The sequence below is a fragment of the Maribacter sp. MS6 genome (assembly GCF_056839185.1).
Genome location: NZ_CM166389.1, coordinates 710,218 through 733,176, shown reverse-complemented (window position 1 = coordinate 733,176; position 22,959 = coordinate 710,218). Strand labels below are relative to the sequence as shown.

Sequence of the window (22,959 nt, the reverse complement as noted above, 5' to 3'; positions counted from 1 at the left end):
GAATTTACTTTTTAAGGAGCAGATTTTAAGTGTTCGGGTCAAGATTTGTTTTGAGATAATCAAATACGTTTTTGCGTCAAATCAATTTGCTATTTACTGGTATATTGGAGTATAATCATAAATTAAAAATATATAATGGAAATAAAAGAAACAGCTATAGGAATTAAGAAAGATAATAGGGAAGCAGTAGTAGAAATGTTAAAGCAGCTATTGGCAGACGAATATGTGATGTACACTAAATATCGTAACGCACATTGGAACGTAGAAGGCATAGATTTTCATAGTAAGCACGTGTTTTTTGAAGAAGAATATGGAAAATTAGAAAATACGATTGACGAAGTAGCAGAGCGTATTCGCATGTTAGGGTTTTACGCCCCAGGCAGTATGCAACAGTTTTTAGAGCTATCAGAGTTAAAGGAAAATGGACCTGAACGTAATGATAGTGCTAGTTTTATGTCAGTGTTGCTTGAAGACCACCAGACTATCATTAAGTTTATTAGAAAAAATATTGGAGACAACGCGGAGGCGCACAACGATGAAGGTACAGCCGATTTCATTACAGCGATTATGCAAATGCACGAGCAAATGGCGTGGATGCTACGTTCATCAGTAAAGACCTTTAAATAGAAAGTCTGTTTTAGAGCATAAAAGAGAAACAAACGGTAAGATTCAAATCTTACCGTTTTTAATTTAAAAATAGTAAGATGTCAAAATCAAATGAAAAAATTTATCAAGAATTTAAAGATGCGGTAAATATGGCTCCCGCAACACTGAAAGAATGGTTGCAAACAGATGAATCTAAGTCCGTTGGGCAAGATAGTGGTGATGGCGAAGCGATAGGTCATAAAAGCGGAAAGAAAATTATCGCCATCAAAAAGAAAATCAAGGATGATTTATCTACTGATGATTATGAGCATATGAACAAAGTAGTTGGTTATATTAATCGTCATAAGGCGCAAAAACCTAAGGATGATATTAGAAACTCCAATTGGCGCTACAGTCTAATGAATTGGGGTTATGACCCCTGTAAGTAGTCTAAAAAAAATATGATACAGATGGAAAAATGGTTCGAATTTTCGGTTGAAAGTCTACTAGCCATAAGTTTAACAGCGGTAGGGAGTTACATCGCAATTATAGTATTTACCAGGATAGGAGGAAAGCGAAGTTTTTCAAAAATGAGCAGCTTCGATTTTGCCATAACCGTAGCGTTGGGCTCTATCATTGCAACTACCGTGTTATCCAAATCGGTAAGTCTTTGGGATGGTATTATTGGTTTGGCCATACTATATATATTGCAATTGTCTACAGCATATTTTAGAAGATATTCTTTAGTTTCGGCCGTAACGGATAACAAACCTTTATTTCTCATGAAGGGAGAAACCATACTATATGAAAATTTAAAGAAAGCCAGGGTAACGGAATCTGATCTTAGGGCAAAACTACGTGAGGCTAATGTTCTGGAACTTTCTCAAGTGCGCGCCGTAGTGTTTGAGTCAACCGGGGATATTGCCGTACTTCATACAAGAGACATGGAACAAGAGGTAGAAAGTTGGTTGGTAAAAGGGGTACAGGATAAATAGTCGAGAGTAATCAATTGGCTATGTAGAATGGCTATTATCATAAAACAGCCACCTCAAAATGAGATGGCTGTTTTATATAGTGTAATGCAATTTACTCTAAAATGAACTTAAATCTAAATTTTACTACTTAGTAGAAACGTCTGGATACGCGTCAAAAATGTCATCAACATATTCGGCTACTGCCGCTGATGTATTCATTTGATATATGGCCTGTTCTGCCGTTCCCGTCCAAAGTTTGTTCTTTGTCTTGCGGTCGATTATATCTATGATCAAAGTACCCACTTGATAATCGGAATAATCAACATCATAACCCACAAATTCGCTATAGGTAGCATAATCCCAATAGTAGTTGTTTTCATAATATGGACTTACGGGATAGGGCGTATTATAGGGATAGGTCGCATACACTGCATCTACATCTCGCATACGCTCTTTATCATAGGTAGTGGTTAACAGCACCAATAAATCTGGATTCTTTCTGTCCAGTTCATACCCTTTAGCTTCCATGTTTTCATCCATTGCATCGATAATAGACTTGGCTACTCTGCTTCTTTGGCCGTCTAAAGTGTCCGGCACCTCAAAGTTTGTGTTGGGCAGGTATGCAAAAGTTTTGTAATTCCCCAAATCATTGTTTGTCATCTTTGTTGTTGAGAGTGTTGGCCCACAGCTTACGGCCCATAATAGGGACAGTAGTATCAACACACTGGTTGTTAATTTTTTCATGTCTTTTATTTTTAATTACTATTTTCCTTAAAATAAAAATGATTGAGGGTATTGATTGACTTTAAAACAGCTATTCTTTGCTGATATGAAAGGCTAAAGTTGATATTTAAATAAAAATGGAGACCTATGCACATGAAAAATAAGCGGTTTATACACCTTGATTAAAATTAGCTGTGAGAATGTTTTTTGGTGGACATTGAAATAGCTTGACAAAAAAAGAAATCCGCCCTAAAAAGGCGGATGTTGTTCACTATTTTTAAGACTATATGATTAGGCTGTTACAGCTACCGTATTTTGGTGATCTTGATAGTACTTTGGGCTACAATTGTACTTTTGCTTAAAGATTTTTGAGAAGTAACTTCTACTTGTAAGTCCTACCGTATAAACTATTTCAGAGATATTAAGTTCTGTAGTACGAATGAGTTGCTCTGCTTTTTCCACTCTTACATTTCTTATAAAGTCCGATACTGTTCTATTGTGTAGTAACTTGAACCCTTCTTGAAGTTTCGCAGGAGACATTCCTCCTTTTTTACTTAAATATTCCAAACTATAGTTCACCTCTGGATAATTTTTAATAAAGCTGGAAAGCTCTTTTATTGTGTCCATTTCCTTTCTACTCAGGGAACCAAAATTGTTTTTTGAATTTTCAATATCCTCGTTATGCTGTTGTATTTCTAAGGCTAGTACCATGAGTACAATTCCTTTTGTAAGTAGTCGGCGTACAATACCTTCTTGCTTTATGCTCTCTAATTGTTTCATTTTTTCTGCAAGTTTTAAATTGTACGACCCTGTATATGCAAATATTTCTTTTCCTTCTTTGGGCATGAACGTTTTAAGCAGTTGCCTTTGTAAAAGATTTAGATCTTTGTCGCTATTGCCACTGGCATGGGTGTTTACCGTAATGCTTGAAAGTTTTACCGCTTGGTCTTTTCTGAAGAATAGACAAGTATCCTTGCTGGGGTCACTTGCAAATATTCCGGTTTGAAATTGATTAAGCGATCTAGCTTTTCCGTTTAACCCAAAACTATGACTCATTTGCCCCTCGGCGCAGTACAAGAAGTAAATTGGATTTGTAACCGGCGTGTTTCTTACAATGAGTGTATCTTCTTTAAACACAACATCATATTCTATAAATGAGATACTATTAGTAACGGATATTCCTGAAATTTCTCCAATAACTTGGTCGTTATCCATCTCTAAATGATATTCTTTATGATGCATGCTCAATAATCCTCCAAAATCCTCTTTGAGTTGTGTAAACGCGTGCTCTAAATTATTTGTTTTAAGTTCTACTATTTTCATGATTGTTGTTTTTAAGGGGTTTGTTTATTACTTTTCTTTAATTACCATTATTATAAACGTTAGCGTTGCGAGTGCTAGAAAAAAATGTATACTACTGCCAAAATCGTAGATAAAGAATCCAACAGCCCATATTAAGAAAAGTAATAAGGTTAGTACTGTTAATAATTTTTGCATGCTGTGGTTATTGAATAGTGGGTAAGGTTTTGGGACGTATAAAAAATCAGTTCATTCAGAGTTTTGATCTGTAGTCTGGTTCGTCATACCTATGATAAAATTGTCATGTGGATTATGTGGATTTTCTTTTTGATTTTTTGTTGACCACGTACGACCTATCTTGGCGTATGTTTTGCTTTTTTCTTTATCGTTTATCATCAGTGCGTTTGTTCTATTGGTTACTGCTTTTGCTTACTTACCTTGTTCCTTACAAAGATGCGTAATGAACCCTCTTTTTATGTTATATAATTTTTGCATTCCGTTATATAATTATTTGAAAACGACCAATTACTGACCGAAACCATCTAAATGTTGATGGTTTAGCAGTATTCTGCGATGTTTTTTGATTTCCTTTATTAGTTTTAGCAGCGGTGCAAAATGGGCCTTATACTATTAACTGAAGTAACAACGTAGGTATGAATAATTTGGATTACGGAATCATTGGGAATTGTAAAAGTGCCGCTTTGGTATCAAAAACCGGAAGTATCGATTGGTGTTGTCTTCCTGAATTTGATTCGGCTTCCATATTTGCAAAATTATTGGACACTACTATTGGTGGTAGTTTTGAATTCATAGTCAACGAAACCTATACAGTGGAACAGACTTATGAAAAAAATACGTGTATCCTTGTGACCAAGTTCACTAATGGGAACGATTGTTTTGAAGTCCATGATTTTATGCCGCGTTATGCAAAAGCGAGTAGTAATCACCATGCGCCACCAGAACTTATCCGTTTTATAAAATTAGTATCCGGGCAACCAACATTTAAGGTAAAGTATGACCCAAGATTGGAATATGCCCGTGGTGAAACGAAGTCCTACATCAAAGAACATTTTATAGCTAGCCTTACGAAAGAGGTCAAATTCGATACGGTTTTTCTTTATTCATCTTTCAATAAAAAAGCAGTTGTAGAAGAGGATGAAATTGTGTTGAAGGAAAATGGTTTCTTTCTATTGACTTACAATGAAAAGATAATCGTACCCACGATAGAGACAGTATATATTCAGCTGGAGCGCACAAGAATATATTGGCTGGATTGGTCTGCGCGAACCAGTTCTTACGAAAAATTCGATTCCGAAATAAAGCGTAGTGCGTTAACGCTAAAATTGTTGAGTTATGACGAAACGGGAGCTGTTTTGGCCGCCGCCACCACTTCGTTGCCCGAGGCAATTGGTGAAGAACGTAATTGGGACTATCGCTTTTGTTGGATACGTGATGCTTCCATGGTCATTAAAGTAGTATCTGAACTGGGACACAAGAATATTGCCAGACGTTATTTGAAATTTATTATCGACCTAATGCCGGACAAGGACGAAAAACTACAGATTATGTATGGCATACATCGAGAAAAGAAGCTGACCGAAGAGACGCTCGATCATTTATCAGGTTATAAGGGTTCCAAACCTGTACGTGTAGGGAATGCAGCTTACGAACAAGTACAGAACGATATGTACGGTATTCTCATGGATGTAATTTACAATCTAATTGTAAAATTTCCCTTAGAAATGGAAAACGGCGAGGAGCTGTGGGGAATAACAAAGGGTATTGTTTGGATAGTGGAACAACATTGGCAAGAGGCCGATAAGGGTATTTGGGAATTCCGATCAGAGGACAAACACTTCACCTTTTCCAAAGTGCTATGCTGGGTAGCCATAGACCGCGCCATAAAAGTGGCGGAACTGTTGAACAAGCAGCATAAAATTGGAAAATGGAAACCTTTGGCAGAAAAAATTAAATCCGATGTGATGGAGAAGGCATGGAACGAGGATAAGGAGGCATTCACACAATTCTACGGCTCCAAAGATATGGACGCATCTGTTTTGTTAATGGAATCCTATGGTTTTATAGAGGCAAAAGATCCTAAATTCATTAGTACGGTCATGGCGGTTGAAAAAGACCTTTGTAATGATGGTTTACTTTATCGTTATACCAACAAGGATGATTTTGGAGAGCCATCCTCTTCGTTTACCATTTGTACGTTTTGGTTTATCAATAGCCTTTTTAAAATCGGAAAAGAGAATAAGGCTTTAGAACACTTTAAAAAGGTCTTGACCTACGGAAATCATTTAGGCCTCTTTAGTGAGGATATTGATTTTGAGACCAAGCGCCTTTTGGGAAATTTTCCTCAAGGATACTCCCATTTGGCTTTAATAGAATGTGCAATAAATTTTTCTGGAAAAACGAGTGAATCTAAGCTTTTGGAAGAAATGCGCTGAGACACGTTAACCATTTATTCCATATTATGGATGAGAGGCTTCTACATTCGTCTTGGTATTTACTTTTCCCAGTTCTACAGCTCTTTCAAAAGCGGCAAAGGCTGCTTCTTTTATCAATTCGCCCACATTGTTATCATCCATAGAGTCTAACGCAGCTCGAGTGGTCCCTCCTTTGCTTGCAACTTTTTCCATCCATGAGTTGGGCGAAAGGTTGTTTTGGTTAAACAATTCTATAGCACCCGTAAACGTTTGACTAACTAAAACTTTAGAGACATTCTCCGTAAAGCCCATCTGTAAGGCCGCTTCCATCATGCTTTGCATAAAATAGAAGACATAGGCGGGACCGCTACCGGAAATACCTGTGGACGCATTAATGAAATTTTCATTACTTACTAATATCGACTTCCCCGTTGTTTCTAAGAGGCTTTCGACCGTCAATAGTTCAATACGTGAAACTTCGGGCGATGCCACATAAGAGGTTAGTCCCTTGCCTATTTTAGCGGGTAGATTGGGCATGGCGCGTACTATTTTATGTAGGCCTGTAAGTTCCTTTATAGATTTTATAGTGGTGCCGGCCATTATTGAGATCAGCAATTGTTCAGGTTTAACCAAAGCGTATATGCGTTTGAATAGTTGTTCTGCCTGATACGGTTTAACGGCTATAAAAATGATGTCCGCCTCTGGTACACAGTCTTCTAATCTATCAAAGGCATCAAAGTGGGCTATATCGTTTAGCTCCTTCAATTTCTCTTCAGAAGTATCCAGTACCATGATATTCTTTTTCTTAAGTAATTTAGATTTGGACATGCCTTCGGCGTAGGTAAGACCCATATTTCCGGCTCCTATTACTAATACTTTCATGTATAAATTTAAAGGGGTGAATTAATAATATTCCGTATGGTGGAATATACAGTTACTAAACAGACAAGGAACAGGCATCGCAGTCCTTTACCTTTCCATAATAGGTCTCTCGATATTTGTGGACCGTTTTTAGAGGTAGCCCAAGGAGATATTTTTTAACATACACAACATTCGTTGTAAACATCCCCATTTTCTGGGTATATCTCTTTTCGGTTTTTGTTTTTCTTTGGATGTATACTAATTTCATTATATTTTATTTGACTTGTGTAACCTAAAAAATCTAAACCTTTTTCCAAGTAACGTATGTTAAGACTTTGTTATACTATAAGGACAACGAATCTTGAAGTTGATTGTTATATCAAAAACAATCAATTTTTATATTTGATTTTATTTAGAACAGTTCCTTGAAGCACAAAATGATAAGTTTTATACTATATTTTATATAGCACTATTGCCGAATAGTAGTTTTTGGGTTATTCTCCCTGTTCAATTTCGTATTTTTGTTTGTACTCCGCTTTTTGTTGTATTTCACGTCTTTCGGCCGATGGCTTTGTATAATGCTGACGCTCCCTAATATTAGCCATTACTTTTGTGTTTCTATATTTTCTTTTATAGCGCTTTAATGCTCTTTCTATGTTTTCTCCTTCTTTCACTTCAATCTTCAACATATCTTGTTTTTTAATTTAATACTGTTATGGTTATCTGTGGTGTTTATAATGCGTAGTGATTGGAATTGTACCTTCCAAAACCCTTGGATGTCTGTATCCCTGCACATATCCTAGGCTTACAGCCGATGATTCTAGCCTTGGTGAATACCGCCCATTATTTATATGAAGCTATAAATACGGCTGTAATAGGGTACTGCGAGACTTGTGCCGTAAATGGCGTATCGCTTTTTCTTTTAGCTGTCTTGCCCTTTCCCTGCTAATATCAAATAGGTCGCCAATTTCATGCAAGCTTAACGGATTTCTTTCTCCAATTCCATAATATAATCTAACCACGTCGCCCTCTCTATCCGGTAAGGTTTCTAGCACATTGTCTATATCTTTTAAAAGGGATTCGCTCATGACCCCTTCGTCCGGACTGTTGGATGATTTCGATGCCATGACATTGTGTAAATTGGAAGAGTCATCATTTTTAAACGGCGCATCCATAGAAACACTTTTACCGGAATTTTTAATTGAACTCTTCACCAATTTTACTTTAAGATCAAGTTCATTTGCAATTTCTGCGTTACTTGGTGGACGCTGGTGCTGTTGTTCTAAAGCGGCGTACACTTTATTGATTTTACCAATGGTGCCAATTTTATTAAGCGGTAACCTCACAACGCGCGATTTTCTAGATATGGCATCAAGGATAGACTGGCGAATCCACCAAACGGCATAAGAAATAAATTTAAACCCTCTAGTCTCATCAAATCTTTTTGCTGCCTTAACGAGACCTAAATTACCCTCATTGATTAAATCGGAAAGCCGAAGTCCATTTCCTTGGTATTGTTTCGCTGCGGAAACAACGAATCTCAGGTTGGCACTTACCAGTTTGTCAAGTGCTTCCTGATTGCCCTCCCGTATCTTTATGGCTAGCTCTACTTCTTCATCTGCAGTAATCAAATCTATTTTACTAATTTCCTGAAAGTATTTCTCTAAAGATTTTGAATCCCTAGTTGTAATTTGTTTTGTAATTTTTAGTTGCCGCATATTTTTTTTACCTCATTTTGGTCTAAAATCTATCAATTTTTAGCAGAAATCCAAATTTAAAGCGACTTTTTGCCTTTTTTTAGCATAAAATGGCCGTTTATTAATTTTGAGGCATGATACCGTTTGTAACTATGGTATGTTTAAGGAAAGTGAACCAAGCTTACCTTGATCAGCTTATAATTTTCCAAATGACAACATAGTTGCGATAGCTTTTGTAAACTGCTTTTAGGTGGAGATTATTTTTGATTTTCCTTGAACAATGTTCTCATATTATTTGGTTCTGAACGGGGTAAACCAGAAGTAAGCTGCGTACATTTTCCTTCTTACACCAGACAAATATCTTTTACCTGTGCCAAATAGGCGTCGGAATATGAGGTTTTGTTATTGTGTCAATAATCAAAGCAATCCAATCAAGATATAGCAAGTAAGACTATTAATTTTTAGTATCTGATTTTAAGCTAATTGCATTATTTTATTAATAGGCTTACGGATAAAACTGATTTATTAATTTATAAAATATAATAGTATGAAAAAAAGAACACAACAAGTATTGGTATTGGGAATGAGTTTATTGCTCTTTAACTTTACCGCGATGGCTCAAGGGAGTAATGAAGTATTAAATACAATTGAAAACAGTGAAAATTACGACACCTTTGAATTGGCACATATGGACAAGGATATATCTACCTTCATAAATTTGGTGGCTTTATCCGGGTTGGAATCATCATTATTGATGCTTGATGCGCACACCGCTTTCATTCCCACAAACGATGCCTTTAAACAAATGAACGTTGACGAGTATCTACATCTAACCAATCCTAAAAACAAATCGGATTTAGCAAGATTTGTAAAGTATCATTTCTTACCTGAAAAAGTGATGAAAGACGAGTTTAAAGATACTCAAGTAATTGATGCAGAAGGATGGGATGATATTTCTGTTACTGTAGACGAGCCTTATCAAACTGTATATATTGGAGGAGCGAGAATAATCAAGGATGACATTGAGACAGAGAACGGTGTTATTCATATCGTTGACCGTGTCATTACTCCATTAGGAGGTATAGATTTAAGTAAATAGTACAAGCTACCTTTTCAATAGTTTTATTGAAAAGAGTATGTTGAACTAAAAGAGAAGCCCCGTTGAAATCTTTCGACGGGGCTTTTGATTAAACAAGCAACCTACAACTTATGATTCCGTTCCGAAAGCGTAATATTGCTTACCGGCTACATCCTCATAAATACCTTCTAATAGAACGCCGCCGTTTTTGTTTTCCAAGATAGAAACCAATTCTTTTACTTCGGTTACTTTTTTACCATCAATGTGCGTAATGATAAATCCATTTCTCATCTGTGTACTCTGGCGCAGTTTGCCCGCATACAGGTTCACTACTTTTACACCACCATCTATATTCAGTTTTTCTGCGGTTTTGGTATCCAAAGTTTCAAAATCTGCCCCCAGAAAATTTAAGACCTCCTTGTGCTCTTTTCTGGTGATATCCGTGGTGCCATTGGAGTTTTCTAAAATTACGTCAAGGGTTTTTTCCTTACCATTTCGGTTCACGGTAACTGTCAATTTGTCGCCTGGTCTCTGCTGGGCAACAATTTCCTGTAATCGGGGAGAAGTGGTTACACGTTCATCCGCAACTTTTACCAAGATGTCGCCGGCTTCTATGCCCGCCTTATCGGCTGCGCTGTCTTCACCAACTTGCTCGATCCAAACACCTTTTACGAAATCGATATTTTTCTCCTTGGCCATAGTGCCATCCATAGTTCTAATACTTACGCCCAACATACCACGTTGCACCGCTCCGTATTGTAGCAGATCCTCTACCACTTTGGTTACAATATTACTAGGAACCGCAAAACCATAACCGCTATAGCTTCCTGTTCTACTGGCTATGGCTGTATTTATACCGATTAAGTTTCCTTCTAGATTTACAAGAGCTCCACCACTGTTTCCCGGGTTGATGGCTGCATCTGTTTGAATAAAACTCTCTACGGCGAATTTTTCCTTGTTTATATTGATGTTACGGGCTTTGGCACTAACGATACCCGCGGTAACCGTTGAGGTTAAACTAAAGGGATTTCCAATAGCCAATACCCATTCGCCTGTTTCCACATCATCGGAGTTTACCAAAGAAACCGATTTTAGGTTTTCAGCATCAATTTGCAGCAAGGCCAAATCGGTAGTGGGATCCGTACCAATCACCTGTGCTTTGTAGGTCTCGTTATTATGCAACGTTACCTCCAGTTCTTGCGCATTATCAATAACGTGGTTGTTGGTAACGATATACCCTTTGGCATTGATAATGACACCCGAACCAGTTCCAACGCTAGGCTGCTGCTGCATACCACCTTCCGGCATTTGAAAACGGTCTCCAAAGAATTGTTTAAACGGATCTGGCAATTCCCTGGGCATTCCTTGGCTTCTGCCTTGTGGAGCACTCTGTGTTGCTTTTATATGCACTACGGCATCCAATACTTTTTTGGATGTGTCGGTAAAATCGAGGGGTGTGATATTCCCTTCCTTGTCTGCGGTGTACAGCACTTGAGAAGCACTGATACCGTTTACGGTTTTAACGATGGCCGTTTCGTTTTTTTGATCTGTAAGGTACTTTTGTCCACCAATAACGCCAACACTAACGGTCAATGCTATAAGGGCTGAAAAAAAGTAGGTCTTTGTACTCGAATTACTTTTCATATTGTTACGTTTTAAAATTTTTATTTCAATCAATGCGTTAATTTGAACGCACACACGATTATCCAAACGCTGTGCCAAGAAGTGTGAGCGTTTTCTTAAAATGTTATAAAATTTTGTGAAATGGAAGCAGTGTAAAAGGTGGTTGCCACCTGTTTTGATTTTAAGTCTTAGGTGTATTTGTTGGAAGATGAATCTTTAGAGGTATACATACTTTAGGTTTCTAGGGGCATTTATCTCTAGAATGTCAATAGATGCCCAACTTAGGCTGGTAAATACACACAAAATGAAGCTCCTTTCCCTGCTTCACTTTCCGCGACAATATGTCCTTTGTGGTTTTCAGTGATCTTCTTACAAATTGCAAGACCGATACCTGTACCAGAGTACTCATCTTTTTGATGCAACCGCTCAAAAAGACCAAATATTTTCTCCGAGTTTTCCTGGTCAAAACCAATTCCGTTATCCATCACGGATAACCTAAAATAATTTTTTCGCTTGTATTCAAATACATCGGGTATCTTGGCTCTTGGTAGTTTTTTGCAGTCAATAACTACTTTTGCATCGTTATTAGGGATTCTGTATTTTATGGCGTTTGAAATGAGATTATTGAGTAACTGTTCCATTTGAAACGGAATTGCTTTTACGGTAGGCAAATCGTCAACAACAATTTCAATTTTTGACTCCTGTATTCGTTCCTCTAAATCTTCTAAAACCTTGTTCATTGTTTCGTTTAAATCTACAGGAACGAAAGCTTTTTTGGTTTTATTAATTCTGGAGTAGGCCAATAGATACTTAATAAGAGTCTGCATACGGTTTGCAGAGCTATCAATTTTCTCGAAATAAGTTCTGCCTTTTTCAGAAAGTTTCCTCAGGTCTTTCTCCGAAATACGTGAAATGAACATCTGAATCTTTCGCATAGGTTCCTGTAGATCATGGCTCGCTACACGGTTAAAGGACTCTAATTCTGCATTGGAACGTTTTAGTGCTTGGTTTTTTGTTCTTAATCTTTCCGCCGCTTTAATTTCTTGAGTTACATCTTGTATCACACCAACAAGTATTTTTTGATTTTGTCGTTGCTCAAAATGTCCATAAGCTTTAAAGAATTTTACTTTGTTCGTTTTTGTTTTTACGCGATAGACAAAACCATCTGGACCTACGCCTTCTCTTGCTGCTTTTGATTGCTCTGTGTATGCTGCTTCATCATCCGGATGAATTAATTTCCTATAATTATCGAAAGTTGGTACAAATTCATCCTGTTCGTATTCCAAAAGGGAATATAGATTTGGCGAGAATTCAAATAGTTCGTTTTCAATATCGGCACTATAACTTCCTACTTTAGCCATTTTTTCTGCATCCATAAGAATGGAGTTTTGTATCTGTAGCTCTTCGTTCAATCGCAATTGCAGCTCTGCGCGGCGCTTGTCTGCGGTAATATCGGTAGAGGTAATGGTAACCCCATCGTTTAATTTGATGGCCGTAGCTTGGAACCATAATACGTTCCCTTCTTTTTCATATGAAGTTTCGTAGGTTACTTTTTTATCTTCTTCAATACACGTGACTAAATTTTCAAAAACACCGCTAGTGAATATCGTAGGAAAGATTACGGAGGCCTTTTTGTTTTTGATTTCTTCTGGAAGATCGCCGGTTACCACATTGATGGCATCATTCATAAACAGGATTTTAAAATCAACAATCCTTTTGTTATCATCGCGAATCGAAGCCAAGTTCATTACTACATTTGAGGTGCTTTTAAAGATATTGTTCAAAAATGCCTTGCTATCCAAGAGCAAAAGATTTTGTTTGGAAAGGCGTTCGTTCAAGGTCCTTAATTTTTCCTCTGTTTGTTTTTGTAAGGTATTGTCACGAGCGGTATTAGTGACACCATTACCGAGTTTATTAATGGTATTTGTAAGCCATATTTTCTTTCCGTCGAATTCATATTCAGCCTCGTGTGTTTGCGGTTCTCCGGATTGTAGGCATTTTTTCATGAGTTCCAAAAGTCCGTTATCAGCGGCCATAGGAAAACTGTCTATAAGTTTGGTTCCTATGATATTGATTTGCAAATCCCCAGTTACATCTTTTATTTGCTCGCTCGTAAACAAAAATTTAAAATCTATTATTTCTTTCTTGTCATTTTCAACAGGCTCAAAGTGGCTCACCACATTTGGACTACTTTTTAGAATATTTTGTATGAAAGCGCTTGATTGCTTCGTGAGTTTACGTTCTCTGTTTATCCGAAGAAAGGAAAACAGAAAAACAGATAACGCGAACATACCTAAGAATAAAGTCATTAGTGGAGTAAAATAGCGCGATTGTTTATAAGCTAACTGCCTTTTCCGTAGTAAGGTTTCTTCGGTTTGGAGCATTTCGGTTTTGAGTTGTACAAGCTTATCAAGATTAGCTGTTACCGAATTTAAGGTCGAGCTATTGGTACTGTCCTTTCCGATTATAGGCAATTGATAGGCAGTAAATGAGCCTAATGCATTATAAAATTCCTCCTGAATGTTGGTAGCTTTTCTTAGATTTTGTTGCTGTATTTCATTATCAGATGTCAAGAGACGAAGACGCACCATCGTTGCTTCTGCACTATCTTTGTGTATTGCAAATAAGCGTGGCGTTTTACTATTTTGGCGAAGTTTATTTTCAAATACGGCTGACTGCATCATGGCGTACTGGGAAAAAAGACGATTGATTTCTGTCTCTACGCGTAAGGTATGCGCTACCATATCCGCAGACTCACGAAGCTCCTGAACTTGCTTATAGGTTCGACTGCCAATGTAGGTCAATAGACCAACTGCCAAAATTAATAGAATTATGAAAATCTTGGAATTTTTAAACAATTGAATAGCTGCTTTTAGTTTACTTTGATATAGCCCCTAAGATAAGAAATTGATCGCTGCGAAAGTTATTTGGTTTTACATCAAAGCGCTTTGGAGTCAAACAAAATGGCAATTGGGTTCGTTTTTCTTTGAACCTAAAAGACTATAGGTTTAAATACGAAGCAAAAAATTGTCACGATTCAAAGCTGAGGTATGATATTGCCAATTCAATTTCAATACTCTTTCTATAGCTTTTTTTAATTCTTTAAAACTATTGGGTTTATTAATGTAGATATTGGCTCCGTTCACAAAAGTGTCCTCGATATCCTGTTCTGAGGATGAGGTGGAATAAATGGCAACACATAAGTTTTTAAGGCTTTCGGACTTTCGAATCTCCTTTAAGCATTCCATCCCGTTTTTAATCGGCATATTTAAATCTAAGAAGACAATTTCGGGCAATGAAATACCAGGTTGTAGTAGATGCTCCATTAAGTCCTTGCCGTCATTGAACAACGACAAATTAGTCTTAACAACAATTTCATCTATTGCATCCTCAAAGAGCATTCTGTCATCCGCATCGTCATCGGCCAAAATGATGTTCATAATTTCTAGCGCCACAATCTCATTGTTCTTTTAGGCCGTCAAATCCTTTTTTCTTCGTTTACTTATAATTCGTTGAAAAGCGGAGGGCGTTAGGCCTGTTGTTTTTTTAAACTGCGCCGAAAGGTGGGCTACACTACTGTAATTTAACCTGTACGCAATTTCTGTCAAGGTAAGATTTTTATGAATAATTAGACGCTTGGCGACATCGATTTTTTTTAAAATAATAAAATTTTCTATGGAGGAGTGCGTAGTCTCTGAAAAAACGGTCGATAAATGGGAATACGAGTAGTTTAATTTATCCGAAATATAGCTAGAGATGGTATATTTTCTTGCCTTATCTGCATCATTTACTAGTTCGGCAATGGTATCTTTTATTCGCTGTACTAATACGTTCTGCGGGTTGTTCAATACTTCAATACCATATTTGCCAAGCGCTTCCGTTACTTCTTTCAACTCTGCATCTGTTGGCTTTTGTTTAAATTCGATTTCTCCCATGTTCTTTAACGTATATGCTAAGCCTAAGGCATTTAGTTGCTCGTGCAAAATCGTTTTACAGAGTACCGTATAATCGAATTTAATATTCATCTTCATTTGATCTAGTATATCTCAATACAATCAGGAAAGCACAACCCGTACTTAAATCTACATTCTTTCTACAAAAATAAGATAAAGTAATATAGCTGTACAATAGCGGAAAATACTATAATTATGCGCGCGCTCCAAAACGCTATGCAACAATCGTAGAAATTGGAATGGTCTGCCCAAAGTGGTTTGGGCGGTGGCGGTTTTTAACTATCTCTCATTAAAGTGAAAAGAAAGGAGCCGTTGAAACTACGTGTAAACGATAATCACCTTAATGATAATTAAAATAGCTTGGTTTATGTGTTTGGGGCAATCTTCATGAGACTTCTAGGTATTCGACTTTTCAAAATTAAACTAAAGAAGGGCGGTTTTAATAAGTTACTGTTAACTATGAAACCAGAGACCATCTTTAATTCGAGTACTAGAGTTATTCAGCCACTAGTAAAATTGTAGAATTTGATGGCCATTCTATTTCAGGTGTTAGACCTCCGTCGTCATCCTACAAAATGGTAGCCTTATCGGAGATATTATCTTTTGGGATGCTGTTAAAAAATTCTGCCATGGATGTAGTGCTGGCAGGACTGTAATTTGCCAGGACCGTACCTTTGCTTCCTTCTTGCGTTTCGATCACATATAATATAGACATGTCGGAAGGATTGCTTATTCCTTCAAACCGATGCTCGGCTACAATGAAAACCTCCCTAGGGCTGTAATCTATTTTGGAACTTGCATCTACCAACTTATCCCCTTGTATGCGATAGCTGCTGGTATAGCCTTTTTTCTGATACCGTTCAATATAATCTTTCTCGCTTTGTAAACTGTTTTCTTTCATAATTTATGTTTTAAGATTTAACAAAAACGGTCTACTTTCATTTAAGAAAATAGACCGTTTTTAACCAAACAAATTAATTTTTAGTTATCGTCTGTTGCGTCGTCGATTTCATCTCCTACTTCCTCAACGCCTTCTTCAATTCCATCACCTACCTCCTCTACGCCTTCTTCTATTTTCTCCCCTGTAGATTTCTTCTCTCTACAGCTGGTAAAAGATGTGAGAGAAATCGTAAATAGTAACGTAAAGAATAAATATGTTATTGATTTTTTCATTTTACTATAATTTATGTATTAATTAAGTTGTTAACTTAGGTATATATGTTTTAAATTTTTGAACTTCTTCCTCTGATAAGAGAGATTACAAAAAGAACTAAAAAAATAAAAAATAGAATTTTAGCGATACTTGCAGCTCCTGCTGCTATTCCACCAAATCCAAAAATTCCGGCAATAACCGCTAATATGATAAAAGTAACTGTCCATCGTAACATAATATGTGTATTTAAGGTTAAAGGTTATTTTGATTCTATATCAATTTCCTTACAGTAAAGATCATCATTTGTTACCGTTCTCAATATCGTAATCCGTTTGATTATTAACCGATTAGATTTTTAAAGCCTTAAAATAGGCCGGTGGGAACGGCATCGTAATAGACGGGTTCCAACATGGAATCATAGGAAATATTGTTCTTGTAAAATTCTCGTGCAATGGGATAGGATTTAATTTGATAGTCATGAGACGTGTTCAATATTTCCTTTATATCATTCATTTCTAGACCTTCCTGTAGCCATGCTGATTCTAGTTCGTTGGACAAAATTATGGGCATGGTCTGGCTCACGTTATGAACCTTACTTATCACGTCATCTGCTTTGCAGGTAATTATAGAACAGCTAAGAAAGCCATCATGGGTCATGTTGTAAATACCGGCAAAACAAAAAGGATTTCCGTTAGTTCTACTGAAATAAAAAGGATAAACGGCACCATCTGTTAAATAAGAAGTAAAAAACCCAGTGACAGGGATGAGACATCTCTTATTGGCTAAGGATTTTGCATACCATAAATGTTTATCCATAGATGATATCGGTACATTTAAGGTATTGCAGATATTTTGAAAAAAAGACCAATCTTCCTTGTAGCCCTCTGGAAGAATACCCCAAATTGAAGGGGTTATGACATGATGATTTTCCATTGAAACGACCGGTATGGTAGCTTCTTCAAAACCATTGATTAACACACTTTTTTTATAAAAGTTGGGATATTCAAAGGGCCTGCCTAAGTGGTTTTCCAAGGTTTCTCTACTTGCCGTATTTGATAATTTATAATACATCATTAAAAAGATACTAAAGGTTATAACCTTTATTGCCTTAAAACAATGAAATGATGCCGTTAATGACATGTAATGATTTTGAGCTGATAAACGCACCTAACCTAGCTGTTGAAATTTTAATGAACAATAAAAAAACCGCCCTTAGGCGGTTCTTTCTTCTTGTAGCAATCTTTACCTTAGCTCAAATCTTCTAAACGTTTAATGTTATTTAGATCTGTCTTAATTTTATTCATCTGCTGTGTTAATAGTGTGGCAGTACTGGATGGCAAAGCGGTATCTTTCAAAACATCTTCATATTCTTCTACCGCTGCTTTTTCTCCTCTTATAGATTCTTCTAACATAGCTTCTGCATCGTCTGCGGAAAAGAATGCTTTTGTATCCATCCAAGCTCTATGCATTGTTCCAGTAACGCTCCCGCCTTTATCTACTTCTTCCCCGAATTGTTTAATTTCTGTTTTTAAGGAATGTCCATAGTCATATCGTTCTTGACTTTTCCTGTTAAAAAAAGCTTTTAAGCCTTTATTGTCGGTATTTTCAGCAGCTTTCTTATAGCCTTTTTCAGCGTCATATGTTTTCTCTAAAATAGTATTCAATCGTTCTCCTACAGTTTCTGTGTATGTACTCATAATTGTTTAAGTTTTAAAATGAATGAAAATTTATTTATCGATGCCTTTCACTTTACATCCACTTACAAGATACAGTTATATAAGCGCAGCGGTTGATGCAGAACATCTAATTATTAGTCCATTTGAAAATCAGTGATTTTGATGTATTTGCGTTAGTCTTTGGTTAGATAGCGTCTTTTGTTTAAAACATCCTTCGGTATATTGTTCATTGATAATAATTGAGTTTATAAACCTATTAAGACTACGTTTTTTATTGTATTCTTAAAGGGCAAACAGTAAAAAAAGCGATATGATTAAAAAAGGAACAGAAGTACAGTGGAACTGGGGTAATGGTACAGCTAAAGGAAAAGTTCAGGAAACCTATACTTCTAAAACGACAAAGACCATAAAGGGAACGGAAGTTACCCGAAATGGTGAAGAAGGAAACAAAGCCCTGTATATTCAACAGGATGATGGAGATTATGTGTTAAAGAGTGAGGATGAGGTGGAGCGTGTAGGATAAGATTAGTATTTTTTAGATAGAAAAGCCACCCGTTCGGTGGCTTTTCTTGTGTAACTACCTAGTGTTTTTTTAAGAGTTTTCCATAGTAAATCCCTTTGGGAAATCTAATGTTCTTATAGGGAACGGAATATTGATATCGTTCTTGTCAAAGGCCTTTTTAATGGCAATCATAGCATCAGTCTTGGCTCTTGCTACCTCTAAGGCCGATGTTGAATCTATCCAAAAACGGGTTTCAAAGTTGATTGAGCTGTCCCCGAATTCTTTGTATAAGAAAATAACCTCATCCGTATTTTCGACCGCTTCAAAATTCTCCACGATAGTTTTATTGACCAGTTCTCTTACAAATTCCAAATCGGAAGAGTAGCCAACACCACAACTAAGGATCACTCGGGATTGGGCCGTGGTAGAAAAGTTCTTGATAGGGTTCTCCAAAACCAGTTTATTAGGAATGTATACAAGATTGTTGTCCGGTTGTTTAATGGTAACGGCACGCAAATCAATATTAGTGACCTCGCCTTCAAAATTGTTACTTTCTATCCAATCCCCGAATTTTATCTGTTTAATATACGACAGCACAATACCGGAATAAGTATTTGCCAAGGCACCTTGTAATGCCAGTCCTACCGCCAGACCTGCTACCCCTGCACCGGCTAAAATAGTATTCAACGCTTTGCTTAGGTCCAGAATACCTAATATGAAAAATAAGCCACCAATGATTACCAAGACGGATATCAATTTGGCGATTACGTTTTTCATCGATTGCTGTAAACTACTTTTTTCTAGGAGTCGTAAGGTTAAACGACTAATATATTTTGAGGCAATTATGGCCAGAATAAATACGAGTATCGCTATGATAATATTCGGTAGGTTCACAATAAGTTGGTCTACCCAAGATTCCAGGCGTTTCACCATTTCGTTCCAAGCGGATTCAATATTGAAAGTCATATTTCGAATTTTTTAAAATTGTGGTTTATAGTTCGATATTAGTTCTTGTAACGCCACTTCCGATGGCGAGAAATTAGGTTTGGTGGTGTCCGAATCAGCTGTTCTTTTAAAATAGGAATTCAGCTCCCCTTTTTCACACGCAACTGGAAGCAGGGGATGAACGTAAGATGTACGACATACATTTCTTGTATTGCCCAAAGCTTTAGCGGTATGGTCGTATGCCTGCAGTATATTTTTGTTCATTTGTTTTGGTTCTGATGTTGGAGCCATATCCATAAGCGCATTGAAGAATACCACTCCTCCTGCCCAAGTTCTAAAGTCTTTCGCCGTAAAATGCATTCCGCTGATAGCTTTTAAATAGTCGTTTACCATCCCGCTATCTATTTGTTGCTTATCTCCTTTATCGTCATAATAATGAAAAAGCTCCCATCCAGGAATTTCTTCACATTCAGAGACCAGTCTAATCAGTTTTTTGTTCCGTAGGGTAATGGAATGCTCTTTTCCACGTTTCCCCTTAAATTGAAACTTTAGTTTGTTAGGTTCAATGATTACATGTCGTTTTCTTAAGGTAGAAAGTCCGTATGTTTTGTTTCGCTTTGCATATTGTTCGTTGCCTATTCTAATATGTGTTTCTTCCATGAGTCGCACCACGAGTGCCAGTACTTTGGTCTTTGACCAATCTTCCTGTTCAAGATGTGTATCTACCATATTTCTAATGTTTGGCAGTACGGCTCCAAATTTGGACATACGATAGAATTTGGTCTGTTTCCTAGCTTTGGTCCATAACGTATGGTATTTATATTGTTTCCTTTTTTTTGCATCCCTACCAACGGCTTGTAAGTGTCCATTGGGCAAATCGGTTATTTTGACCCCCTGCCATGCTGGAGGTATAACTAAGGCGCTAATTCGTTCAAGGTCTTCCTTACGTTTCAAAGGTTTGTTTAGAAAGCGGTATTTAAAATCTTCTCCTTGCTTTAAACGAACTATAGGCATCTTTTCATCCGTTATGTAAACCAAATCTAAATTTTCGATGACAGTTTCTGGTTCATCTAATAATTGTTGTAGAAGTCTGGCTTTCATTCTCATTATTCAGTGATTTGACGTCAGGTAGGAGCTTACTGTTGAGTAGTGTTATTAAAAAATACAAGAAATTAGCTGCAATATTAAAAAATGGCCTGAACGCTAACACGTCCAAAACCATTTTTCAAATCAACCAAACAACCAATATCTTACTTGGTGTAAATAATGGCGTAATCTTTCAATGAAGCTTTAAGCTTATCTGTTGAATCCAAATAATCATATTGCATATTAAATACACGCTCCGGTTTTACACCAACTATATAATGTCTTACGTTTAAATCTGGAGCATACAGGGTAACTTGGTCGGATACTCGCATTTTTTGGTCTCCTATGGTTTGTGAGGTCGCTTCCAATTTTGAAATGACGTATAACATATCGCCTGAAGCCCAAATTTCCTGTATTTCAAGGTTATGTTCTTTATCGGTTACTTCGGCTTCTACCATAATGGTTTTTTCAAACTTTTCTTCACCATCCGGCATCTCAACATCAATATATGGCACCTCTACCGTTTCCTCTTCCATAACCACAACTACTTTCGGTATCTCCAAGGTCTTTGTTTTTGTTCCAACATTAACATCTGCCCAATTAACATCGTATTCGGGTAATTCTCCGGCATCGGCTGTTACATCGATATCCATTTCTGGCATTTCGCCTTGTTCCTCTTTCTTCATTTTACAGGCACTTAAGACTGTAATTGCTAATCCTAGTATTAATAGCTTTTTCATATTTATGTGTTTTAGGTTTATAAATTGTTTCTGTTCAAAAGTAACGGGAAGTAAGGAGGTAGACGTGCTGTAACCAATTTTACATTAACGGGATACCTATATCCAACGGAAGGAGTCCGGTCCGCGCGTCTTAAGGTTAGTTTTATATTTGATTGTAGCTTCTTTTCTTTACTAGTTATCGGTATTTTAACGGTAAATACATACGCATGAAAAACCCTATCACTTTTACCAAAAAAATAGTGAAGAATACCTATCAAAGGGCGGTACGCAGTATTGCATTTTATCCGGTATTTATTAGTTTGGCGCTACTCTTTTTTGCACTCCTGACACTTTCTTTAGAAAATGTTGGGTTAATTACAGCGGTGAAAAAAAGCACTTCGTATTTGTTTATAGAAGATGCGAATACAGCGCGCACCATTCTATCAACACTAATTGGTGGTATATTATCATTGACCGTTTTTAGCTTCACTATGGTGATGGTTGTTTTGAGCCAAGCCTCTTCTAATTTTTCGCCAAGACTTTTGCCAGGCTTGGTATCTAACAAAAAACATCAATTAATTCTTGGATTTTATATCGGTACGCTTTTATACTGCACCATAATTTTAATTTCCTTAGGAGCTTATGAGCTAAAAAACAGTACGGTAGGCATGTCTACTACTATTGCAGCAGTACTAGGGATTTGTTGTGTTGGCCTTTTCGTTTCATTTATACATACGATTTCTAGTGCAGTACAAATCCAAAATATCGTAGGACGTATATGTATGCGAACTGCTAAAAACATGGATAAACTTTTGGAGGTAGCGCTTTCGGAAGAAATTCCGTTAAAACTGGTACGAGATGATGATTTTAAGCTTATTTCTGCAAACAAGAATGGTTATTTCCAAGGTTTTGATAGTGATTTATTCAATTTCGATGTTTTGACCAAAGATTTACAACTGGTTGTCATCCCTTATTCCTGTCAACATATTTATAAAGGAGACCCGCTCTTTAAGACCAACAGACCGTTAACAAAAGGGGAAGAAGAAAGCTTATATTTTGCATGTACTATTTCAAAAGACTTACATGATGGGAACCATCCACTATTGGGGCTCATAAAACTGATGGAAGTAGCGGTACGTGCCATGTCCCCTGGGGTAAATGATCCGGGAACCGCTTTAGATGTCGTGCATAAGTTAGGTCCCTTATTGGACAAAATGATTCGTTTGCCCGCCTACACATCAACACATCATTCGGCCATGGGGCTTGTGGTTATGAAAACCAATATCTCGACTTCTGAATTACTTGACACCGTCATCCAACCCATACGACACTATGGTAAAGCAGATGCTGGTTTAATCCAAGGGCTGCTTAAAGTCCTAGATTATCTAAGTCGTTCACAAAATATTTCTTCAAAGGATCGGGAAGCGATAGGGGATGAGCGAAAAGCGTTTGAGGAGGATATCGCCGCTTTTATTACCAACACTAAGGACAAAAAGAGAATCGTTGAAGTTCTGACAGCTCAAAGTTAAGTTTGCCTTCACCCAGGTATAGTACTAACAACCTATCTCCGTTTACCGCAATTATTCATATTTGTTTCGCGTCAAGAGTATGTTCAATACCATTAACGATATACTTGGGTAACACTTAAATTAA

Annotated in this window: 27 protein-coding genes; 7 read left to right on the top strand and 20 right to left on the bottom strand. The window is 37.0% G+C overall.

What is annotated here, in order from left to right:
* Positions 1-135 precede the first annotated feature (135 nt).
* From MS6x_RS03350 to MS6x_RS03340, 3 genes are all read left to right on the top strand, one after another.
* Entirely contained in the window at positions 136-627 is a 492-nt protein-coding gene (locus MS6x_RS03350) for a Dps family protein (protein ID WP_482605353.1), read from the top strand.
* A 77-nt stretch (positions 628-704) separates the two neighbouring features.
* Positions 705-1,034: a DUF3140 domain-containing protein gene (locus MS6x_RS03345; RefSeq protein WP_482605352.1), complete on the top strand. Its 330-nt coding sequence runs from the start codon at positions 705-707 to the stop codon at positions 1,032-1,034.
* A gap of 21 nt (positions 1,035-1,055) precedes the next feature.
* Positions 1,056-1,580: a DUF421 domain-containing protein gene (locus MS6x_RS03340; protein ID WP_482605351.1), complete on the top strand. Its 525-nt coding sequence runs from the start codon at positions 1,056-1,058 to the stop codon at positions 1,578-1,580.
* 123 nt (positions 1,581-1,703) lie between these two features.
* Here the strand turns inward: MS6x_RS03340 and MS6x_RS03335 are convergent, their stop codons facing one another.
* The 4 genes from MS6x_RS03335 to MS6x_RS03320 all read right to left on the bottom strand — a co-directional run bounded on the left by MS6x_RS03335 (position 1,704) and on the right by MS6x_RS03320 (position 3,977).
* Positions 1,704-2,303, bottom strand: a complete 600-nt coding sequence (locus tag MS6x_RS03335; RefSeq protein ID WP_482605350.1) for a DUF4136 domain-containing protein — start codon at positions 2,301-2,303, stop codon at positions 1,704-1,706.
* A 270-nt stretch (positions 2,304-2,573) separates the two neighbouring features.
* Positions 2,574-3,605: an AraC family transcriptional regulator gene (locus tag MS6x_RS03330; protein WP_482605349.1), complete on the bottom strand. Its 1,032-nt coding sequence runs from the start codon at positions 3,603-3,605 to the stop codon at positions 2,574-2,576.
* A 27-nt stretch (positions 3,606-3,632) separates the two neighbouring features.
* On the bottom strand, positions 3,633-3,779 hold the full coding sequence (locus tag MS6x_RS03325; RefSeq protein WP_482605348.1) for a DUF5670 family protein: 147 nt from the start codon (positions 3,777-3,779) through the stop codon (positions 3,633-3,635).
* Positions 3,780-3,830: 51 nt separating this feature from the next.
* Positions 3,831-3,977, bottom strand: a complete 147-nt coding sequence (locus tag MS6x_RS03320; protein ID WP_482605347.1) for a hypothetical protein — start codon at positions 3,975-3,977, stop codon at positions 3,831-3,833.
* A 257-nt stretch (positions 3,978-4,234) separates the two neighbouring features.
* On the opposite strand from MS6x_RS03320, the gene MS6x_RS03315 reads away from it, so the two are divergent.
* Complete coding sequence (locus tag MS6x_RS03315; protein WP_482605346.1) at positions 4,235-6,034, top strand: glycoside hydrolase family 15 protein; 1,800 nt, start codon at positions 4,235-4,237, stop codon at positions 6,032-6,034.
* Positions 6,035-6,058: 24 nt separating this feature from the next.
* Here MS6x_RS03315 and proC read toward each other — a convergent pair whose 3' ends face one another.
* From proC to MS6x_RS03295, 4 genes are all read right to left on the bottom strand, one after another.
* Complete coding sequence (gene proC / locus MS6x_RS03310; protein WP_482605345.1) at positions 6,059-6,895, bottom strand: pyrroline-5-carboxylate reductase; 837 nt, start codon at positions 6,893-6,895, stop codon at positions 6,059-6,061.
* A gap of 55 nt (positions 6,896-6,950) precedes the next feature.
* Positions 6,951-7,142: a hypothetical protein gene (locus MS6x_RS03305; RefSeq protein WP_482605344.1), complete on the bottom strand. Its 192-nt coding sequence runs from the start codon at positions 7,140-7,142 to the stop codon at positions 6,951-6,953.
* Between the two features lie 226 nt (positions 7,143-7,368).
* Positions 7,369-7,563, bottom strand: coding sequence for a 30S ribosomal protein S21 (gene rpsU / locus MS6x_RS03300; protein ID WP_482605343.1), 195 nt, complete (start codon positions 7,561-7,563; stop codon positions 7,369-7,371).
* A gap of 168 nt (positions 7,564-7,731) precedes the next feature.
* Complete coding sequence (locus MS6x_RS03295) at positions 7,732-8,592, bottom strand: sigma-70 family RNA polymerase sigma factor (RefSeq protein WP_482605342.1); 861 nt, start codon at positions 8,590-8,592, stop codon at positions 7,732-7,734.
* A 526-nt stretch (positions 8,593-9,118) separates the two neighbouring features.
* Between MS6x_RS03295 and MS6x_RS03290 the strand changes: the two genes are divergently transcribed.
* Positions 9,119-9,670, top strand: coding sequence for a fasciclin domain-containing protein (locus MS6x_RS03290; protein ID WP_482605341.1), 552 nt, complete (start codon positions 9,119-9,121; stop codon positions 9,668-9,670).
* Positions 9,671-9,778: 108 nt separating this feature from the next.
* Here MS6x_RS03290 and MS6x_RS03285 read toward each other — a convergent pair whose 3' ends face one another.
* From MS6x_RS03285 to MS6x_RS03245, 9 genes are all read right to left on the bottom strand, one after another.
* Entirely contained in the window at positions 9,779-11,293 is a 1,515-nt protein-coding gene (locus tag MS6x_RS03285) for a Do family serine endopeptidase (RefSeq protein ID WP_482605340.1), read from the bottom strand.
* Positions 11,294-11,553: 260 nt separating this feature from the next.
* Positions 11,554-14,091, bottom strand: coding sequence for an ATP-binding protein (locus tag MS6x_RS03280; protein ID WP_482605339.1), 2,538 nt, complete (start codon positions 14,089-14,091; stop codon positions 11,554-11,556).
* A 189-nt stretch (positions 14,092-14,280) separates the two neighbouring features.
* Positions 14,281-14,727 carry a response regulator gene (locus tag MS6x_RS03275; RefSeq protein ID WP_482605338.1) on the bottom strand — a complete coding sequence of 149 codons (447 nt, stop codon included), beginning with the start codon at positions 14,725-14,727 and terminating at the stop codon, positions 14,281-14,283.
* Between the two features lie 15 nt (positions 14,728-14,742).
* Complete coding sequence (locus MS6x_RS03270; RefSeq protein WP_482605337.1) at positions 14,743-15,303, bottom strand: helix-turn-helix domain-containing protein; 561 nt, start codon at positions 15,301-15,303, stop codon at positions 14,743-14,745.
* A 490-nt stretch (positions 15,304-15,793) separates the two neighbouring features.
* Positions 15,794-16,126 (bottom strand): hypothetical protein, encoded by a 333-nt coding sequence (locus MS6x_RS03265; protein ID WP_482605336.1) that lies wholly within the window; start codon positions 16,124-16,126, stop codon positions 15,794-15,796.
* A gap of 80 nt (positions 16,127-16,206) precedes the next feature.
* Positions 16,207-16,398, bottom strand: a complete 192-nt coding sequence (locus tag MS6x_RS03260; RefSeq protein WP_482605335.1) for a hypothetical protein — start codon at positions 16,396-16,398, stop codon at positions 16,207-16,209.
* Between the two features lie 50 nt (positions 16,399-16,448).
* Positions 16,449-16,613, bottom strand: a complete 165-nt coding sequence (locus MS6x_RS03255) for a DUF1328 family protein (protein WP_482605334.1) — start codon at positions 16,611-16,613, stop codon at positions 16,449-16,451.
* Positions 16,614-16,741: 128 nt separating this feature from the next.
* On the bottom strand, positions 16,742-17,518 hold the full coding sequence (locus MS6x_RS03250) for an SOS response-associated peptidase (RefSeq protein ID WP_482605333.1): 777 nt from the start codon (positions 17,516-17,518) through the stop codon (positions 16,742-16,744).
* Positions 17,519-17,625: 107 nt separating this feature from the next.
* Positions 17,626-18,075 carry a ferritin-like domain-containing protein gene (locus MS6x_RS03245; RefSeq protein ID WP_482605332.1) on the bottom strand — a complete coding sequence of 150 codons (450 nt, stop codon included), beginning with the start codon at positions 18,073-18,075 and terminating at the stop codon, positions 17,626-17,628.
* A gap of 289 nt (positions 18,076-18,364) precedes the next feature.
* Here MS6x_RS03245 and MS6x_RS03240 point away from each other — a divergent pair, with 289 nt between their 5' ends.
* Positions 18,365-18,577 carry a hypervirulence associated TUDOR domain-containing protein gene (locus tag MS6x_RS03240; RefSeq protein WP_482605331.1) on the top strand — a complete coding sequence of 71 codons (213 nt, stop codon included), beginning with the start codon at positions 18,365-18,367 and terminating at the stop codon, positions 18,575-18,577.
* Between the two features lie 69 nt (positions 18,578-18,646).
* Here the strand turns inward: MS6x_RS03240 and MS6x_RS03235 are convergent, their stop codons facing one another.
* The 3 genes from MS6x_RS03235 to MS6x_RS03225 all read right to left on the bottom strand — a co-directional run bounded on the left by MS6x_RS03235 (position 18,647) and on the right by MS6x_RS03225 (position 21,327).
* A complete protein-coding gene (locus MS6x_RS03235) occupies positions 18,647-19,522 on the bottom strand; it encodes a mechanosensitive ion channel family protein (RefSeq protein WP_482605330.1) in 876 nt (291 codons plus the stop codon).
* A gap of 12 nt (positions 19,523-19,534) precedes the next feature.
* Positions 19,535-20,602, bottom strand: coding sequence for a DNA topoisomerase IB (locus MS6x_RS03230; protein ID WP_482605329.1), 1,068 nt, complete (start codon positions 20,600-20,602; stop codon positions 19,535-19,537).
* A gap of 149 nt (positions 20,603-20,751) precedes the next feature.
* Positions 20,752-21,327 (bottom strand): hypothetical protein, encoded by a 576-nt coding sequence (locus MS6x_RS03225; RefSeq protein ID WP_482605328.1) that lies wholly within the window; start codon positions 21,325-21,327, stop codon positions 20,752-20,754.
* Between the two features lie 206 nt (positions 21,328-21,533).
* Here MS6x_RS03225 and MS6x_RS03220 point away from each other — a divergent pair, with 206 nt between their 5' ends.
* Entirely contained in the window at positions 21,534-22,835 is a 1,302-nt protein-coding gene (locus MS6x_RS03220) for a DUF2254 domain-containing protein (RefSeq protein WP_482605327.1), read from the top strand.
* Positions 22,836-22,959 lie beyond the last annotated feature (124 nt).

What these genes read in the sequence shown, in the direction of transcription:
- MS6x_RS03350 (WP_482605353.1), top strand. Translation starts at nt 136, where the DNA reads ATGGAAATAAAAGAAACAGCTATAGGAATTAAGAAAGATAATAGGGAA.
- MS6x_RS03345 (WP_482605352.1), top strand. Translation starts at nt 705, where the DNA reads ATGTCAAAATCAAATGAAAAAATTTATCAAGAATTTAAAGATGCGGTA.
- MS6x_RS03340 (WP_482605351.1), top strand. Translation starts at nt 1,056, where the DNA reads ATGGAAAAATGGTTCGAATTTTCGGTTGAAAGTCTACTAGCCATAAGT.
- MS6x_RS03335 (WP_482605350.1), bottom strand. Translation starts at nt 2,303, where the DNA reads ATGAAAAAATTAACAACCAGTGTGTTGATACTACTGTCCCTATTATGG.
- MS6x_RS03330 (WP_482605349.1), bottom strand. Translation starts at nt 3,605, where the DNA reads ATGAAAATAGTAGAACTTAAAACAAATAATTTAGAGCACGCGTTTACA.
- MS6x_RS03325 (WP_482605348.1), bottom strand. Translation starts at nt 3,779, where the DNA reads ATGCAAAAATTATTAACAGTACTAACCTTATTACTTTTCTTAATATGG.
- MS6x_RS03320 (WP_482605347.1), bottom strand. Translation starts at nt 3,977, where the DNA reads ATGATAAACGATAAAGAAAAAAGCAAAACATACGCCAAGATAGGTCGT.
- MS6x_RS03315 (WP_482605346.1), top strand. Translation starts at nt 4,235, where the DNA reads ATGAATAATTTGGATTACGGAATCATTGGGAATTGTAAAAGTGCCGCT.
- proC (WP_482605345.1), bottom strand. Translation starts at nt 6,895, where the DNA reads ATGAAAGTATTAGTAATAGGAGCCGGAAATATGGGTCTTACCTACGCC.
- MS6x_RS03305 (WP_482605344.1), bottom strand. Translation starts at nt 7,142, where the DNA reads ATGAAATTAGTATACATCCAAAGAAAAACAAAAACCGAAAAGAGATAT.
- rpsU (WP_482605343.1), bottom strand. Translation starts at nt 7,563, where the DNA reads ATGTTGAAGATTGAAGTGAAAGAAGGAGAAAACATAGAAAGAGCATTA.
- MS6x_RS03295 (WP_482605342.1), bottom strand. Translation starts at nt 8,592, where the DNA reads ATGCGGCAACTAAAAATTACAAAACAAATTACAACTAGGGATTCAAAA.
- MS6x_RS03290 (WP_482605341.1), top strand. Translation starts at nt 9,119, where the DNA reads ATGAAAAAAAGAACACAACAAGTATTGGTATTGGGAATGAGTTTATTG.
- MS6x_RS03285 (WP_482605340.1), bottom strand. Translation starts at nt 11,293, where the DNA reads ATGAAAAGTAATTCGAGTACAAAGACCTACTTTTTTTCAGCCCTTATA.
- MS6x_RS03270 (WP_482605337.1), bottom strand. Translation starts at nt 15,303, where the DNA reads ATGAAGATGAATATTAAATTCGATTATACGGTACTCTGTAAAACGATT.
- MS6x_RS03265 (WP_482605336.1), bottom strand. Translation starts at nt 16,126, where the DNA reads ATGAAAGAAAACAGTTTACAAAGCGAGAAAGATTATATTGAACGGTAT.
- MS6x_RS03260 (WP_482605335.1), bottom strand. Translation starts at nt 16,398, where the DNA reads ATGAAAAAATCAATAACATATTTATTCTTTACGTTACTATTTACGATT.
- MS6x_RS03255 (WP_482605334.1), bottom strand. Translation starts at nt 16,613, where the DNA reads ATGTTACGATGGACAGTTACTTTTATCATATTAGCGGTTATTGCCGGA.
- MS6x_RS03250 (WP_482605333.1), bottom strand. Translation starts at nt 17,518, where the DNA reads ATGTCATTAACGGCATCATTTCATTGTTTTAAGGCAATAAAGGTTATA.
- MS6x_RS03245 (WP_482605332.1), bottom strand. Translation starts at nt 18,075, where the DNA reads ATGAGTACATACACAGAAACTGTAGGAGAACGATTGAATACTATTTTA.
- MS6x_RS03240 (WP_482605331.1), top strand. Translation starts at nt 18,365, where the DNA reads ATGATTAAAAAAGGAACAGAAGTACAGTGGAACTGGGGTAATGGTACA.
- MS6x_RS03235 (WP_482605330.1), bottom strand. Translation starts at nt 19,522, where the DNA reads ATGACTTTCAATATTGAATCCGCTTGGAACGAAATGGTGAAACGCCTG.
- MS6x_RS03230 (WP_482605329.1), bottom strand. Translation starts at nt 20,602, where the DNA reads ATGAAAGCCAGACTTCTACAACAATTATTAGATGAACCAGAAACTGTC.
- MS6x_RS03225 (WP_482605328.1), bottom strand. Translation starts at nt 21,327, where the DNA reads ATGAAAAAGCTATTAATACTAGGATTAGCAATTACAGTCTTAAGTGCC.
- MS6x_RS03220 (WP_482605327.1), top strand. Translation starts at nt 21,534, where the DNA reads ATGAAAAACCCTATCACTTTTACCAAAAAAATAGTGAAGAATACCTAT.